At 60.6% G+C, this 13,709-nt stretch carries 11 protein-coding genes; 5 read left to right on the top strand and 6 right to left on the bottom strand.

All coding sequences use genetic code 11. The features are described from left to right. Nucleotides 1-65 precede the first annotated feature (65 nt). The gene (locus B5G40_RS10830) at nt 66-1,637 is read left to right on the top strand and encodes a sigma-54 interaction domain-containing protein (RefSeq protein WP_087399615.1); all 1,572 of its coding nucleotides are present in this window, start codon (nt 66-68) and stop codon (nt 1,635-1,637) included. Nucleotides 1,638-1,727: 90 nt separating this feature from the next. On the opposite strand, the gene B5G40_RS10825 is transcribed toward B5G40_RS10830, so the two are convergent. From B5G40_RS10825 to B5G40_RS10815, 3 genes are all read right to left on the bottom strand, one after another. Next, the gene (locus B5G40_RS10825; protein WP_087399614.1) at nt 1,728-3,026 is read right to left on the bottom strand and encodes an MFS transporter; all 1,299 of its coding nucleotides are present in this window, start codon (nt 3,024-3,026) and stop codon (nt 1,728-1,730) included. A gap of 236 nt (nt 3,027-3,262) precedes the next feature. Further along, nucleotides 3,263-4,429 carry an iron-containing alcohol dehydrogenase gene (locus tag B5G40_RS10820; RefSeq protein WP_087399613.1) on the bottom strand — a complete coding sequence of 389 codons (1,167 nt, stop codon included), beginning with the start codon at nt 4,427-4,429 and terminating at the stop codon, nt 3,263-3,265. A 14-nt stretch (nt 4,430-4,443) separates the two neighbouring features. Next, entirely contained in the window at nt 4,444-5,622 is a 1,179-nt protein-coding gene (locus tag B5G40_RS10815; protein ID WP_087399612.1) for a thiolase family protein, read from the bottom strand. Nucleotides 5,623-5,926: 304 nt separating this feature from the next. Here B5G40_RS10815 and B5G40_RS10810 point away from each other — a divergent pair, with 304 nt between their 5' ends. From B5G40_RS10810 to B5G40_RS10795, 4 genes are read left to right on the top strand one after another with little or no spacing between them, the layout of a single operon-like run. Continuing rightward, a complete protein-coding gene (locus B5G40_RS10810) occupies nt 5,927-6,772 on the top strand; it encodes a 3-keto-5-aminohexanoate cleavage protein (RefSeq protein WP_343286733.1) in 846 nt (281 codons plus the stop codon). A gap of 19 nt (nt 6,773-6,791) precedes the next feature. After that, nucleotides 6,792-8,243 (top strand): 4-hydroxyphenylacetate 3-hydroxylase family protein, encoded by a 1,452-nt coding sequence (locus B5G40_RS10805; RefSeq protein WP_087399610.1) that lies wholly within the window; start codon nt 6,792-6,794, stop codon nt 8,241-8,243. A 6-nt stretch (nt 8,244-8,249) separates the two neighbouring features. Then, nucleotides 8,250-8,561, top strand: a complete 312-nt coding sequence (locus tag B5G40_RS10800; RefSeq protein WP_242955285.1) for a NifU family protein — start codon at nt 8,250-8,252, stop codon at nt 8,559-8,561. After that, on the top strand, nt 8,546-8,770 hold the full coding sequence (locus B5G40_RS10795) for a hypothetical protein (RefSeq protein WP_087399609.1): 225 nt from the start codon (nt 8,546-8,548) through the stop codon (nt 8,768-8,770). Before B5G40_RS10800 ends, B5G40_RS10795 begins: the two co-directional genes overlap by 16 nt. Nucleotides 8,771-8,836: 66 nt before the next feature. On the opposite strand, the gene B5G40_RS10790 is transcribed toward B5G40_RS10795, so the two are convergent. The 3 genes from B5G40_RS10790 to B5G40_RS10780 are packed head-to-tail and all read right to left on the bottom strand — an operon-like array spanning nt 8,837 to nt 13,543. Continuing rightward, nucleotides 8,837-11,182 carry an ABC transporter permease gene (locus tag B5G40_RS10790; RefSeq protein WP_158099518.1) on the bottom strand — a complete coding sequence of 782 codons (2,346 nt, stop codon included), beginning with the start codon at nt 11,180-11,182 and terminating at the stop codon, nt 8,837-8,839. Then, entirely contained in the window at nt 11,170-11,832 is a 663-nt protein-coding gene (locus tag B5G40_RS10785; protein WP_087328647.1) for an ABC transporter ATP-binding protein, read from the bottom strand. The genes B5G40_RS10790 and B5G40_RS10785 overlap by 13 nt, the downstream gene beginning before the upstream one ends. Beyond that, complete coding sequence (locus tag B5G40_RS10780; RefSeq protein ID WP_087399607.1) at nt 11,822-13,543, bottom strand: zinc ribbon domain-containing protein; 1,722 nt, start codon at nt 13,541-13,543, stop codon at nt 11,822-11,824. Before B5G40_RS10780 ends, B5G40_RS10785 begins: the two co-directional genes overlap by 11 nt. Nucleotides 13,544-13,709: the final 166 nt, after the last annotated feature.

The raw sequence follows: 13,709 nt of genomic DNA, 5'->3' as shown, positions 1-13,709 counted from the left end.
GGATTTCCCTTTGCGGTACTTGAGTGCCGGTGCAATGCCCGACAGAAACGGTGAGGAGGAGCGCGATGAACCAATATTCCGCCATAAGAGAAGTAAGAAAGCTGCTGCGGCTTGTGATGGATGAGAGTGACCGCCCGGAGCTGGTGGCCAAGCTGGAGGAGATCGATCACCGCCTGCAGGCCTTCCATGACCGGGGCATTGACTTTAAAGAGGTAGTGGACGGGCTGGATGACAGCATCATGATCACGGATGCCGATGGGACTGTCCTCTACATCAATCCGGCCTATACCCGCAATACGGGGATCACCGAGGATGAGGTACTAAACCGGGATATTCATGCCCTGATCGGGGAGGACAAGCTCTTTACCGGTGGGGCGGTGACCAGCGTGCTGGAGAACAAAAAGAGCGCTTTCCGCCTGTCTACTACCTATAAAACCGGGGAGCCCCTGGTGGGCTATGTGATGGGAACGCCCATTTTCAAGCCGGACGGATCGCTGCGCCAGGTAGTGGCCTGCAGCAGGCCCATTATGAGCCTCAGTTCCCTGCAGGAGGATTTCGAGGCCTTTGTCAAAGAGGTCAACGCCATCCACCCCAGAACCATCACCAAGGATTCGGACAAGCACCTGTCGGGCAGTATGGTGGGAAAATACGGCTCGCTGAAGCAGATCGATACCCTGCTGGACCGGATCGCGCCCACTGACGCCTCGGTGCTCATCACCGGCGAGTCGGGGGTGGGCAAAGAGGTGGTGGCCGACGAGATCTACCGCCGCAGCCTGCGTCGGGACAAGCCCTATGTGAAGATCAACTGCGCCTCCATCCCGGGCCACCTGCTGGAGTCCGAGCTGTTCGGCTATGAGAAGGGGGCCTTTACCGGCGCCAACGCCAAGGGCAAGGTGGGCCTGTTCGAGTACGCCAACCACGGCACCCTGATGCTGGATGAGATCGGGGATATGCCCATGGACCTGCAGGTGAAGCTGCTGCGGGCCATCCAGTCCCAGGAGATCACCCGCATCGGCGGTACCCGGCCCATCAAGCTGGACATCCGTTTTCTGGCCCTGACCAACGCGGATCTGAAGAAAAAAGTGTCGGAGGGCACCTTCCGGCAGGACCTCTACTACCGGCTCAATGTGATTCCCATCTCGGTGCCCGCCCTGCGGCAGCGCACCGAGGATTTTGAGGACCTGTGCGATTACTTTATTGAACGCTTTACCAAGAAGTACGACCGCAGCTTCAGCCTGACCCAGTGGCAGATCGACTACATGAAGCGCTATTCCTGGCCGGGCAATATCCGGGAGCTGGAAAATGTGATGGAGTATCTGATTCTGTGCAGCTCCGGCATTGGCCGGATTGAGGACGACGTGCTCCGCGGCCTGCTGAACGTGCCGGAGGAGGTCCCTGAGCTCCAGCCCACCGCCCCCAAGGCAGAGACACCCCAGCTGGAGCCCGTCCCTGAGCTGCCTGCCGAGGGCATGGACTTCAATACGGCGGTGGCGGACTTTGAAAAGCGCCTTCTGGAGCAGGTGCTGAAAGGCTCCTCCAACCTGCGGGATGCCAGCCGCAAGCTGAACATCAACGCCTCCACCATCTGTCGTAAAATCAAACAGTACGAAATTGACTACGAAAACCGCAGAAGCTGATTCAAATAAACAGCAAGGCCCGCCGGAATCTTCCGGCGGGCCTTGCTGTTTAGAGGGATATAAATGGAATAGAAAGGGAATGGAATCAGCTTACTTCAGCAGCTCCTGCTCGGTAGCCACGTCCTTGTTGTACTTGGTGGGGTTGATCACGGCGGTGAGGATCATGTTGACCACCAGCAGGCCGATGTAGAAGATGTAGGCGCCCCGCAGGCTGCCGGTCACCTTCAGCGCGAAGGCGTTGACCAGGTAGTTGGTCATCAGCACGATCTGCATCAGGGGGAAGAACACGGAGTTCACCATGGTGAAGCCGTGGCGGCCGAACACGGAGGCGGGCAGGGAAACGATAAAGTTGGCGGCGGCACCCACGGCAATACCAATCATGGCCACGGACACATACACGCCGATGGTGGTGTCGGTGCAGTTGACGGCCAGGGCGATGCAGTACCAGATGAGGAAGAGGATAATGGCCTTTTTGACGCCGAACTTCTGATCAATGGCGCCGAAGAGGTAGGAGCCGAACACGCCGATGATGGCGCAAACGGTCATCAGACCCACAGCGGACTCCTGGGAGAAGCCCAGACTGGTGTTGCGGACTACCAGCTGGCTCATGACGCCGGTGGTGACCAGCTGGTTGATGCCGATGATGAGGGCGCACAGCCACAGCTCCTTGGTTTTCAGCAGCTTGCCGGCGGTCCAGCCCCCGTTGTCCTCGCTGTTGCCCTGGAAGTACTCCCGCTCATAGACATCCTTGGTGACGTTGTCGGGATACATTCCGCACTCCTGGGGGGTGTTGCGGACAAAAATCAGGCCGATGATGCCCAGCACGATGGCGCCGATGGCCACATAGCTCATGCCGCTGGCAAAGCCGAAGGTGCCGATGGCGAAGGAGATCAGAGGCACATAGAAGGCGGAGCCGCAGTTATGGCCCATGGTGGTGAAGCCGTTGGCCAGGCCCTTCTTTTTGGGGAACCACTGGGCAATCAGGGTATTGCCGGCGATGTAGGCGGCGCCGTTGATGAAGCAGGTAACCAGGGTCAGGGCGATGCAGTAGGTGACCAGGGTCTTGCTGTTGCCCAGGAAGATGTAGGAGGCGCCGGCGCCGATGAGGCACACGCCGGACAGCAGCCGGGCTCCCACCTTCACGTTGATGCGGGCAATGAAGATGTAGACAACCACACCGATCATACCGGCCACGGTAGCCATGCTCAGTACGCTGGGGTAGTCCACGCCGGTGGCCTCGGAGAAGGCCGGGGCCACGATGTTCAGACCGTCAATGGAAAAGCCGATCAGGAAGAAGAACATCAGGGCCTGATAGAGAATGATGCCCCAACCTTTGGAGAAATTCATCTTCATGTTTTCACTGGCGATCTGGGGATTCTTTTTACTCATAGTTTTACTCACTCCTCATTTTCGCTGTAGGATGTGGATGTTGGCTGCGCTGTGCCGGGTTTGCTCCGGCTGCAAGACGTGCCTCCTCTCTCCGCACTTGATTTAGCGAAACAGAATAAGAGCAATCCTGATGCCAACACAAATACCGAAAAATAGGGCCGAAAACGGCTGCTGAGCGGGAGGAAAGGTACTTACCTGTTGCACAGCGGCAATGGGCATTTCCGAATTGCAACAGTTTACCCCTGCGCCAGCTGCAACAAGCTCAGCACCGCGCCGTAATCCAAGGGGCGGAAATTTCCTCCCAAAGTGCCGGCCCCGCCGGGCAGAGCCTGCTGGGCCAGCTCCTCCAGGGAGACATTGCCAAAACCGGCTTCCCGCAGGGTGACGGGCAGGCCTGCCGAGCAGAGGAAATCCTGAAAGGCTGAGATCCCGTTCTGGGCGGTCTGGATCTGGCTGGAGCAGGGGGGAACCTGCCACACCAGGGTGGAGAAGTCGGCAATGGCCTGGGTCTCGTCGGTGAGCATATATTTGCACCAGGCGGTCATCAGAATGCCAAGAGCCACGCCGTGGGGAAGCCCCAGGGCGGTGGTAAGGACGTGGGAGATGGCGTGACAGGCGAAATCCCCCTCAAATCCCAGCATATCGCTGTGGGCAACGGTGGCGGCCCACATGAGTTGGCTGCGGGCGTCGTAGTCGTCGGGGCTGGCCAGAGCCTTAGGCAACTCGGCGATGACGGTGCGCATCACAGCGGCGCACATCTGGCTTCGGAGGGTGCCCTGCTGGCCCTTGTGGAAGTAGCGCTCAAAGGCGTGGGAAAAGATATCCACTCCGCAGGAAGCGGTCTGCCGGGGAGGCAGGGAAAAGGTGAGGGCCGGGGCCATCAGGGCGAAACGGGGCCGGGTCAGCGGCTCCTCCAGGGCTACCTTTAAATGAAGCTCATCATGACAGAGCACCGATACGCTGTTGGCCTCGCTGGCGGTGGCAGCGGTGGTGAGTACCACCCCGATGGGCAGAGCCTTTTGGGCTTTTCCCTTGCCGGAGTAGATGTCCCAGAGAGGCGTGGTGCTTTTGGCTCCCAGGCTGACGGCTTTGGCGGTGTCAATGACGCTGCCGCCGCCCACGGCCAGCAGGAGGGTGATCTTCTTCTCCCGGGCCAGCCGCCGCCCCTCCTCCGCCTTGGAGAGGAGGGGATTTTCCTGAATACCTCCGAACAGAGTGACCGTCAGGCCGTGGGCCTCCAGATCGGCGGTGAGCCGGTCCAGCAGGCCGCTGCGGCGGATGCGGTCGCTGCCGTAGAGAAGCATGACATTGGGGCCGAAGGGGGCGGCCAGCTCCCCGGCCCGCCCCTCCGCATCCCGCCCGAAGATGACCCGGGTGGGGAAGGAAAATTCAAAATCTTTCATAGGCGTACCGAAGCTCAGGCCATCTCAATGAGGACGGCGGTACCCATGCCGCCGCCAGCACACAGGGTGGCCAGGCCGTATCTGCCGCCACGGCGCTTGAGCTCGTGGAGCAGGGTGACTACCAGACGGCTGCCGGTGGCGCCCACGGGGTGGCCCAGGGAGATGCCGCCGCCGTTGACGTTCAGCTTGTCCTCGTCGATGCCCAGCTCCCGCTGGCAGGCCACACACTGGGCGGCAAAGGCCTCGTTGATCTCAAAAAGGTCGATGTCGGCCACGGTAAAGCCGGCCTTCTCCAGGGTTTTCTGAGTGGCACTGATGGGGCCGATGCCCATCAGGTCGGGGGAGACGCCGGTGGTGGCAGTGGCCACCACCCGGGCCAGAACGGGCAGCCCCAGAGATTTGGCCAGCTCCTCCTCCATCAGCAGCACGCCGGAGGAGGCGTCGTTCATGCCGGAGGAGTTGCCGGCGGTGACCCGGCCATCGGCCTTGAAGGTGGGCTTCAGCTTGGCCAGCTTCTCCAGGGTGGTGTCCCGGCGAACGTGCTCGTCGGTGGTAATGACGGTGTCTCCCTTTCTGCCGTGGACGGTGATGGGGATGATCTCCTCTTCAAACTTACCCGCATCGATGGCGGCGGCGGCCCGCTGCTGAGAGCGGAGGGCGTACTGATCCATGTCCTCCCGGGTGACGTGATAGGCGTCGGCCACGTTTTCGGCGGTGATGCCCATGGCGGGGCCCACGCCCAGGTTGGTCAGGGAGTCCCACATGGAGTCCCGCAGCTCCATGTGGCCGTATTTCTTGCCGTAGCGGGCGTCAAATACCATAAAGGGAGCGGCGCTCATGCAGTCGGCACCGCCGGCCATGATGCACTTGGCCTCTCCGGCCATGATCTGATAGAAGCCCAGCTGAATGGAGGACATGGAGGAGGTGCAGTTGCGGTGGACGGTGATACCGGGCACGGTTTCGGGCAGACCGGCCTTGATGGCAGCCACCCGGGCCAGGTTGTTCTCCAGATAGGTACGCTGGTAGTTGCAGCCCCAGATTACATCATCGATCAGGGCGGGATCCACGCCGGAGCGCTTCACCAGGGCCTGCATCACCGGAACAGACAGGTCCAGAGCGGTGAGGGTTTTGAACTGGCCGCCGATGGTTCCGATGGGGGTGCGGCAGGCGGCAACAATGGCAACATGATTCATAAGTATGTCTCCTCTCTGAATGTGGTAAGGTGGATTCAGGAGAGAGATGATGCAAGCCGGATGCCAACAATCTCGGAGCGTTTTTTCATAAAACTGCCCGGTTGAGTTGTTGCACGATGCAAATATGCAACAGAGAAGAGAAAACAACGGGCGGGTTGTTTCAGAAATGCAATAGCGAAGGTGGATGAAGCTGCAAACCGGCCCGGAAAGACGAAAATAAATTGGCATGAGTCTTGCTTCTTATCTTTGGCGTTATGAGATCCGTCCCAGTGGGCGGACATCAGGTTTTTAAGGAGGAATGGAAATGAGCCAGGATAAGACCATTATTACTGTGGCCACCACCGGCGCGTGGCCCAAGAAGGAAAACAACCCCAACGTGCCCATGGCCCCCGCGGAGATTGCCGAGGATATCTACGCCTGCTGGAAGGCGGGAGCCGCCATCGCCCATATGCATATGCGGGACGACGAAGGCAACGGCGCCATGGACAAGGATAAATTCCGTGAAACGGTGGAGCTGCTGCGGGGCAACCATCCCGACTGCGACATTATTCTGAATATGACCACCTCCGGCGCTGCGTCCTTCCCCAACGAGGAGTGCCGTTACGAGCACATTGTGGAGCTGCGCCCCGAGATGGCCTCCTACGACTGCGGTTCCATGAACTGGATGCACACCGGCCTGTTCCTCAATCCCCCCGCCTTCCTGGAGAAGCTGGGCAAGATCATGGAGGACAACCACATCAAGCCGGAGATCGAGGCCTTTGACCCCGGCATGATCGCCAACGCCCAGTATTACCTCAAAAAGGGTGTGCTCAAGGCTCCGCTGCACTTCCAGTTCTGCATGGGCTGCGCCAACGGTATCCCCGGCACCATGAAGAACCTGATTTTTATGAAGGAGACCATGGAGTCCCTGTGCCCCGGCTCCACCTGGAGCTGCTTCGGCGTGGGCCATTCTGCCCTCACCATGTTGTACGGCGCTGTAGCCCTGGGCGGCCACATCCGCGTGGGCATGGAGGACAACGTGATGTACAGCAAGGGCGTGCTGGCTGAGAGCAACGTCCAGTTCGTGGACCGGGCCCGCCGGGTCATCGAGGAGTTCGGCAAAAAGGTTGCCACTCCCGACGAGGCCCGGGAGATCCTCAGCCTGAAGTAAGAGAAAGGAAGGGAACAACATGGCACTGATGACAGGGGAACAGTACATTGAGAGCATCCGCAAGATGCATATGCAGGTCTATATGTTCGGCAAGAAGGTGGAGAATCCGGTGGACGATCCCATCCTTCGCCCCTCGCTGAACAGCGTGCGCATGACCTATGATCTGGCCCAGAAGCCGGAATACCAGGACCTGATGACCGCTACCTCCAACCTGACCGGCCAGCAGGTCAACCGCTTCACCCACATCCACCAGTCCGCCCAGGACCTGGTGAAGAAGGTAAAGATGCAGCGGCTGCTGGGCCAGCAGACCGCCGCCTGCTTCCAGCGTTGCGTGGGCATGGACGCCTTCAACGCAGTCTACTCCACCACCTATGAGATCGACCAGAAGTATGGTACCAGCTATCATGAGAATTTCAAGAAGTTTGCCGCCTATGTCCAGGAGCACGACCTGACGGTGGACGGGGCCATGACCGACCCCAAGGGCGACCGTTCCAAGGCTCCCCATGAGCAGGAGGACCCCGATCTGTTCCTGCGTGTGGTGGAGCGCCGCCCCGACGGCATTGTGGTCCGGGGCGCCAAGGCCCACCAGACCGGCGCGCTGAACAGCCATGAGATCATCATTATGCCCACCATCTCCATGGGGCCGGAGGACAAGGACTATGCCGTCTCCTTCGCCGTGCCCATGGACGCCGAGGGTATCTTCATGATCATCGGCCGCCAGAGCTGCGACACCCGGAAGCTGGAGGGCAGCGAGCTGGACGTGGGCAACGCCGAGTTTGGCGGTGTGGAGGCCCTGGTGGTCTTTGACGACGTGTTTGTGCCCAACGACCGCATCTTCATGTGCGGTGAGACGGAATTTGCCGGGATGCTGGTGGAGCGGTTTGCCGGATACCACCGCCAGAGCTACGGCGGGTGTAAGGTAGGCGTGGGCGACGTGCTCATCGGGGCTGCCGCCGTGGCCGCCGACTACAACGGCTGCGCCAAGGCTTCCCACATCAAGGATAAGCTCATTGAGATGACCCACCTGAACGAGACCCTGTACTGCTGCGGCATCGCCTGCTCCGCCGAGGGCCACGCCACCGCCAGCGGCAACTACATCATCGACCTGCTGCTGGCCAACGTGTGCAAGCAGAACGTGACCCGCTTCCCCTATGAGATTGCCCGACTGGCCGAGGACATCGCCGGCGGCGTGGTGGTCACCGCCCCCGCCGAGGCCGATCTGAAGGACCCCAAGCTGGGGCCCTATGTGGAAAAGTACTTCAAGGCGGCCTCCGGCGTGTCGGTGGAGAACCGCTTCCGCATCCTGCGCCTCATTGAGAACCTGACTCTGGGTACCGCCGCCGTTGGTTACCGCACCGAGTCTCTCCATGGCGCCGGTTCTCCCCAGGCCCAGCGCATTATGATCGCCCGCCAGGGCAACCTGCCTATGAAGAAAGAGTTGGCCAAGAAGATCGCCCACGTCAAGGAGTGAGGAAGCGTGTCTGAGTACAGTGAGATCCTGGACCGGATCGAAGAGGTTTTGGAGGATAAGGTGCGCCCCAACCTGGCCCTTCACGGCGGCAACATCCGCAGCCTGGACTGCAAAGACGGAGTTTACCGCTTCCAGCTCACCGGCCAGTGCGCCGGTTGCCCCTCCGCCATGCTGACCACGGAAAACCTGATCCGCTCCGCTCTGCTGGAATCCATTCCTGAGCTGAAGGATGTGGTGCTGGTGGGAGGCGTGAGCCAGGAGCTGCTGGACCAGGCCAAAGCCATTCTGCGGGGGGAGCGTCCGTGCGGATCGGAGTAAAATACTGCGGCGGCTGCAATCCCCGGTATGACCGGGTGGCCCTGGTGGAGCGCATCCAGAGGGGGCAGCCGGAGGATATCTTCGAGGGGGCGATCCCCGGAGTCTGCTACGACCAGCTGCTGGTGGTGTGCGGCTGCTCCGTCCAGTGCGCGGATCTAACAGGGCTGACAGGACGGGAGATCCGCAGCCTGTGGCAGGACCATCCCTGAAACCCCAATCAAACGTAAGAAAGCCTGTAACCATTGCGGTTACAGGCTTTTTTTGTAGGCTGGTTGCTATTTTCTGCGTGGACGAAGGCCGATAATGAAGAGGACCGCCGCAGCGCACAGCAGGGCCAGCAAAGCGGGCCAGGTGCCCCGGGAGGCCTCCAGCGCCAGGCCCGGCGGGGTCAGCAGGGAGACGGTCCGCAGAGCGGGGGAGAGTTGGGACAGATCCATAAAGCACCCGCCCAGCAGACAGAGGATGAGGGCCAGAAAGGGGGCCAGTCCATCTACCCGCCCGTCGGTGCTGGTGAACCGGATGAGCATCAGGGCCAGGGCGGAGACGCACAGGGTGTAGGCCAGGGTGGCGGCAGCGGTCCACAGATCGGTACAGCCGCCGAAGAGCAGAATGCACAGGGAAACCAGAAGCCCCAGCCCTACCAGGGCCAGACAATCGCTGCCGTAGGACAGCACCCGGCCAAAGGGGAGGGACCACATCCGCCGCTCCACCAGCCGGCCGTCCCGGCCTCCGGTCCAGGCTGCCGAGGTCAGCAAAGTGAACAGAACCATCAGCGCTGTAAAGCTGATCTGGCTAGGGACGAAGGGCAGGGGAGCGGAGGCGCCGTTTTGCATCTGCATCTGGTAGAGAGGCGGCATGGAGGCCTCGGCTTCATCCATCAGAACCTGGAGCTGAGCGGATTCCTGGGCGGAAAGGGTCCGCCCCAGATGGGCTTCCGCGTTGCCGCTGGCCTGGACCCGGCTGCGCTGGAGGGAGACTTGCCCGGCGATGATCTCCCGGGCGCCCTGGAGGGAGACGGACGCCGAAGCGCCCTCATAGCGGAGGGGGATTTGCTCCTCAGTGCTCAACGACTGGCTATAGCCCTCTCCAATGGTGAGCAGACCTTCCACCTCTCCCAGCAGGAGCAGGTGAAGCCCCTCCTCTTTGCCGCAGCTGCGTACCGAGAGCTCGGTATGCTGGCCCAGACGCTGGACCAGCTCCTGGGACAGAGCGCTTTGATCCTGGTCATAGACCGCCAGGCACAGCTGCTGCCTGCCTCCCGCCTGAACGGAGGAGGCGGCCATCCCGCACAGCAGGGCCACTGCCAGCAGAGCAACCAGTCCCCGCAGACCGCCGGACATGGCGGTGAGCTTGATGCCGGACAGGCTGGCCAGCCGGGCCGGGAAGGGAAGCAGGGCGGGGACAGCTGTGGGTTTGGCAGGGCTGCCGTGGGTAGTGCGGGCGGATTTGCTCCTCTTGTTCCGGTGCAGCATGGACAGGGCGAACAGAAGGCCGGCGACTCCCATGGCCAGAATGGGCCAGAGCAGACCCAACAGCTTCACCGGCGGCAGGCCGTAGGCGGCAGCCTCCAGTCCCAGCCCGGCATAGTAGGGCAGGGTGAATTTACCCAGTACAGGCAGGGGCATGGGGAGAAGCTGACGGGACCAGAGGGTGCCCCCCAGTACCAGGGAGAGAAAGAGCAGCAGATTGCCCCACCGCTGGACCGAGGCGGGATTGCCCAGCCATGCGGCCAGCCCCAGCAGGATCCCGAAGGCGGAAGCCAGCAGGAGGAGGGCAAGGACCAGAAACAGAATGGGGCGTTCCGGCTGAAAGACTGCCAGCATCAGGATCTGGGTGGGCAGGGTCAGCAGATAGGCCACCAGGAACTTGGACAGTACAAAGGCTCCCGTGGAACCGCCCAAAGCCCTGTAGCGGGGGAGAATACCCAATCCCAGCTCCTCGGGTAGGGTTTTAACAGCGGCAATGGAGAAGAAGAGGGCCAGTACAGACAGCACACAGGCTGTTAGCCGCCGCTCCAGCGCTCCCTGAAGGTCGGCCTGGACTGCCTCATTTTCAAAGACGTTCTGACGACCCAGGGCGTCATGAAGCAGATTGACAGAGGATTCCTGGTAGAGGGCCCACTGCTGCTCATTGTCCAGGTCGCCGTAGCACAGCTGATATACGGCTGTGTAGGCCACCTGATTGCCCCGGATGATATCCATCACAGAGCCAAAGATGGAGTAGATCAGGGTGGACTCCAGCTGCATATCTCCGTTGAGGACGATGGAGACTGGGCAGTCGGTCATGGTGTACAGATCGTAGAAAAAGTCCTTGGGGATGGTGATAACCGCCGCCGCACCCTGGTCCAGAGCCTGGGCGTTGCTGGTTTCCTCCTCCAGAACGGCCACATCGGAGAACAGCTCGATGCGCTTCATCTGGGCGATGAGGGAACGGGACATGATGGTATCGTCCTCATCCCGTACCGCAATGGGAAAAGGCTGCACATAGCTCTGGGTGGTGAGATCGCCCAGCCCGATCCGGAAGGCCGCCAGCAGCAGGAAAGGCAGCAGTAGGGCGGCCACCCCGGCGCCGCTGAAAAACAGCTTCAGGTCTTTACATAGGGCGGCTTTCAGTCCGGACATGGGCTTCCCTCCTCCGGAACAGGGCGGCCGGCTTCCAGGGTGAGGATCCGGCTGCATACCCGCTCCAGCTCGCCGGGCTGGTGGGAGATGATGGCGATGGCACAGCCCATGTCCCGCAGGTGCTCCACCATGGACAGAATGAGCTCCACCGAGCGGGCGTCTGCGCCCACGGTAGGTTCATCCAGCAGCAGCACTTTGGGGGTGATCATTAGAGCGCTGGCCAGATGGAGGCGGCGCTGCATCCCGCCGGAGTAGGCGGAGACCGGCTGCTTTCCCTTGTCGGTCAGGTCCAACTGCTCCAACAGCCAGCGGCTGCGGATGGCAATGGCCTGCCAGGGCAGGCCGCAGGCCCGCCCCCAGAACCGCAGGTTATCCAGCCCGGTAAGGGTGTGGTAAAGGGAGAGCTCCTGGGGTACATAGGCCACCTTGCCCACGGCCTCCGGAGCCAGATGGTATTCTCCGGCATCGGGCCGCAGTACCCCGGCCAGGATGGACAGCAGGGTGCTCTTGCCCGCGCCGTTGGAGCCACGGACGCCCAATACCTCCCCTTGGGACAGGGTTAGGGAAATGGGACCCAGCACAGGGGCGGCATGGCGGGAGTAGCGCTTTTCCACCTGCCGCAGGGTACATAAAACTGCGTTACCATCCATAGGAAGTATCCAGCAGCGGCTCCAGATTGCGGATCAGATCCTGCTCCACAGCCATACCCAGTTCCTGGAACAGCTCATAGTAGTCCTCATAGGTGAAGTTGCTGATGTCGTAGGGGGGCACATCGGGGGCTTTGACGGAAGAACCATCGGTGGTATTGATGTTGATCTCCAGAGAGCTGAACGCACCGTCAAACACATAGGAATCGCCCTGGATTTGGAGGGTGTGGTCCACGCTGTTGTCCTGTCCCTGGGTTACGTCCAGCGTCAGGTTCACAGGCAGCATATCCGAGTATACTTGATAGGAGCCCTGGGGGATGCCCAGAGGAGATTTTTTCTCCGAATCCATATCGTACCGCATTTCCAGAGAGCCGCCGTAAGGCTGGGTAAGGCTGATGATACCATCGGAAACGCTGCCGTTTTTGGTGTAGGAGTGAGTCAGCAGGAACTGGGGCTCACCATAGGCCTCTACATAGAAGGCCTCCTGCCGCCGGTCGGACTCCGCGCCCTGGGACTCATAGACCAGAGTGGTATCGGAATAGTCGGTATACAGACGGATCATACGGACCTGGTTGCCCTCCACATAGAGCTCCCAGGTAAAACCGGACTCCTCCACCTCACGGCCTGCATCGGCGGCGCTGTATTCCAGCTCATCCGCCAGAGAGAGCAGGGCATTGTCCAGCTCCTCCTCAAGATCATAGCCGCTGAAAACATCGTAACCGAAGGCGGCGGTCAGCATATCAGGGTTGATGAGCTTCAGGATCAGCTGTCGCAGGGTTTCGTCCTCACGCAGAGTCTGGGCCAGCTTGAGCAGCATGGCCTCCACATCCTCTGCCCGGGGCTGGAAGGTGTAGCGGGTACCCGTCATGGAGCCGCCCAGCTGAGGCAGGTTAAAGGACACGCCGTCCTCCACCATTACATTTTCTTCGTTTACTACGGTATAAACAACATCCAGATAGGACTCCAGCAGAGAGCGCCACTCCTTGCCCGAAATCTCAGGCAGGGCCAGCGCACTCAGGTCTACGTCCTGACCGGTGAGGGCCTCCACTGTCTGGGAGAGATCCATGGTATAATAGGTATCCTGGATCTCGGGCAGATAAAAGCCCAGAGTTCCTTTGTCATAAGACAGCAGGCCTGTGAGGATGGGGCTGCCCATCAGGGTGAACTCTCCGTTGGCCAGTAAGGTGTCCCGGTCCAGATCCACCTTCAGGCTGACGGAGGAGTCCTCCAGGTACTGGTTGATCTCTGCGCTGTCCGTGATGGCGGTGATCGTCAGATCGGAAGAGAACGCGCCGCTGCCGATGGTGTCCACGCCTTCCTCCAGCATACCAAGCGCGCGATCAGCAAACAGGTCCTGCTGATAAGAGACGAATTGCTTGGACGGAGCGGAAAAGAGCCGGGGGATCACCAGAATACCCGCAGCCACCACGACTACAGCGGCAATGGCACCGGCGATTATTTTCCCTTTGGGACGGCGGGCGGCGGGGGCAGCTTTAGCCTCAGGCTGGGGTTCCTGAGATACAGCAGATGCCTGCTCTACGGGAGTGCCGCAGTTGACGCAAAATTTTGTATCCGGGGTGAGCCGCTCGCCACAGTTTCTGCAAAAGGCAGGGGTGTTGGCGGGGGCGGGGTCCTGAGGAACCGGAGTGCCGCAGTTTTGGCAGAAGGCGGCCCCGTTGTGCAGCGGATGGCCGCAGTTGAGACAGTTTTTCATGGTTCTTCCTCCCTCGAAAAGATGGCAGCAGGTTTGCTGCGCAATGGATATTTCCTCTTGTATCCACACATCACGATTGTACGGTCAGCAGAAACAGAAGTCAACAGGAAGTTACAAATTGTTCCATAAAAGGCGGGATTTCTTTGCCGGTTGTCTCTGAGAAACC

The sequence above is a fragment of the Flavonifractor sp. An9 genome, from assembly GCF_002161245.1.
In the GTDB taxonomy this organism is placed as follows: Bacteria; Bacillota; Clostridia; order Oscillospirales; family Oscillospiraceae; genus Flavonifractor; species Flavonifractor avicola.
Note: the sequence above shows the minus strand (reverse complement) of the source record. Positions and strands in the feature narration are given on the sequence as shown.

Bases quoted from the DNA above. Each gene is read 5' to 3' on its own strand.
- B5G40_RS10805 (WP_087399610.1), top strand. From the start codon at position 6,792: ATGGCACTGATGACAGGGGAACAGTACATTGAGAGCATCCGCAAGATG.
- B5G40_RS10785 (WP_087328647.1), bottom strand. From the start codon at position 11,832: ATGGATGGTAACGCAGTTTTATGTACCCTGCGGCAGGTGGAAAAGCGC.
- B5G40_RS10820 (WP_087399613.1), bottom strand. From the start codon at position 4,429: ATGAAAGATTTTGAATTTTCCTTCCCCACCCGGGTCATCTTCGGGCGG.
- B5G40_RS10810 (WP_343286733.1), top strand. From the start codon at position 5,927: ATGAGCCAGGATAAGACCATTATTACTGTGGCCACCACCGGCGCGTGG.
- B5G40_RS10780 (WP_087399607.1), bottom strand. From the start codon at position 13,543: ATGAAAAACTGTCTCAACTGCGGCCATCCGCTGCACAACGGGGCCGCC.
- B5G40_RS10790 (WP_158099518.1), bottom strand. From the start codon at position 11,182: ATGTCCGGACTGAAAGCCGCCCTATGTAAAGACCTGAAGCTGTTTTTC.
- B5G40_RS10825 (WP_087399614.1), bottom strand. From the start codon at position 3,026: ATGAGTAAAAAGAATCCCCAGATCGCCAGTGAAAACATGAAGATGAAT.
- B5G40_RS10830 (WP_087399615.1), top strand. From the start codon at position 66: ATGAACCAATATTCCGCCATAAGAGAAGTAAGAAAGCTGCTGCGGCTT.
- B5G40_RS10815 (WP_087399612.1), bottom strand. From the start codon at position 5,622: ATGAATCATGTTGCCATTGTTGCCGCCTGCCGCACCCCCATCGGAACC.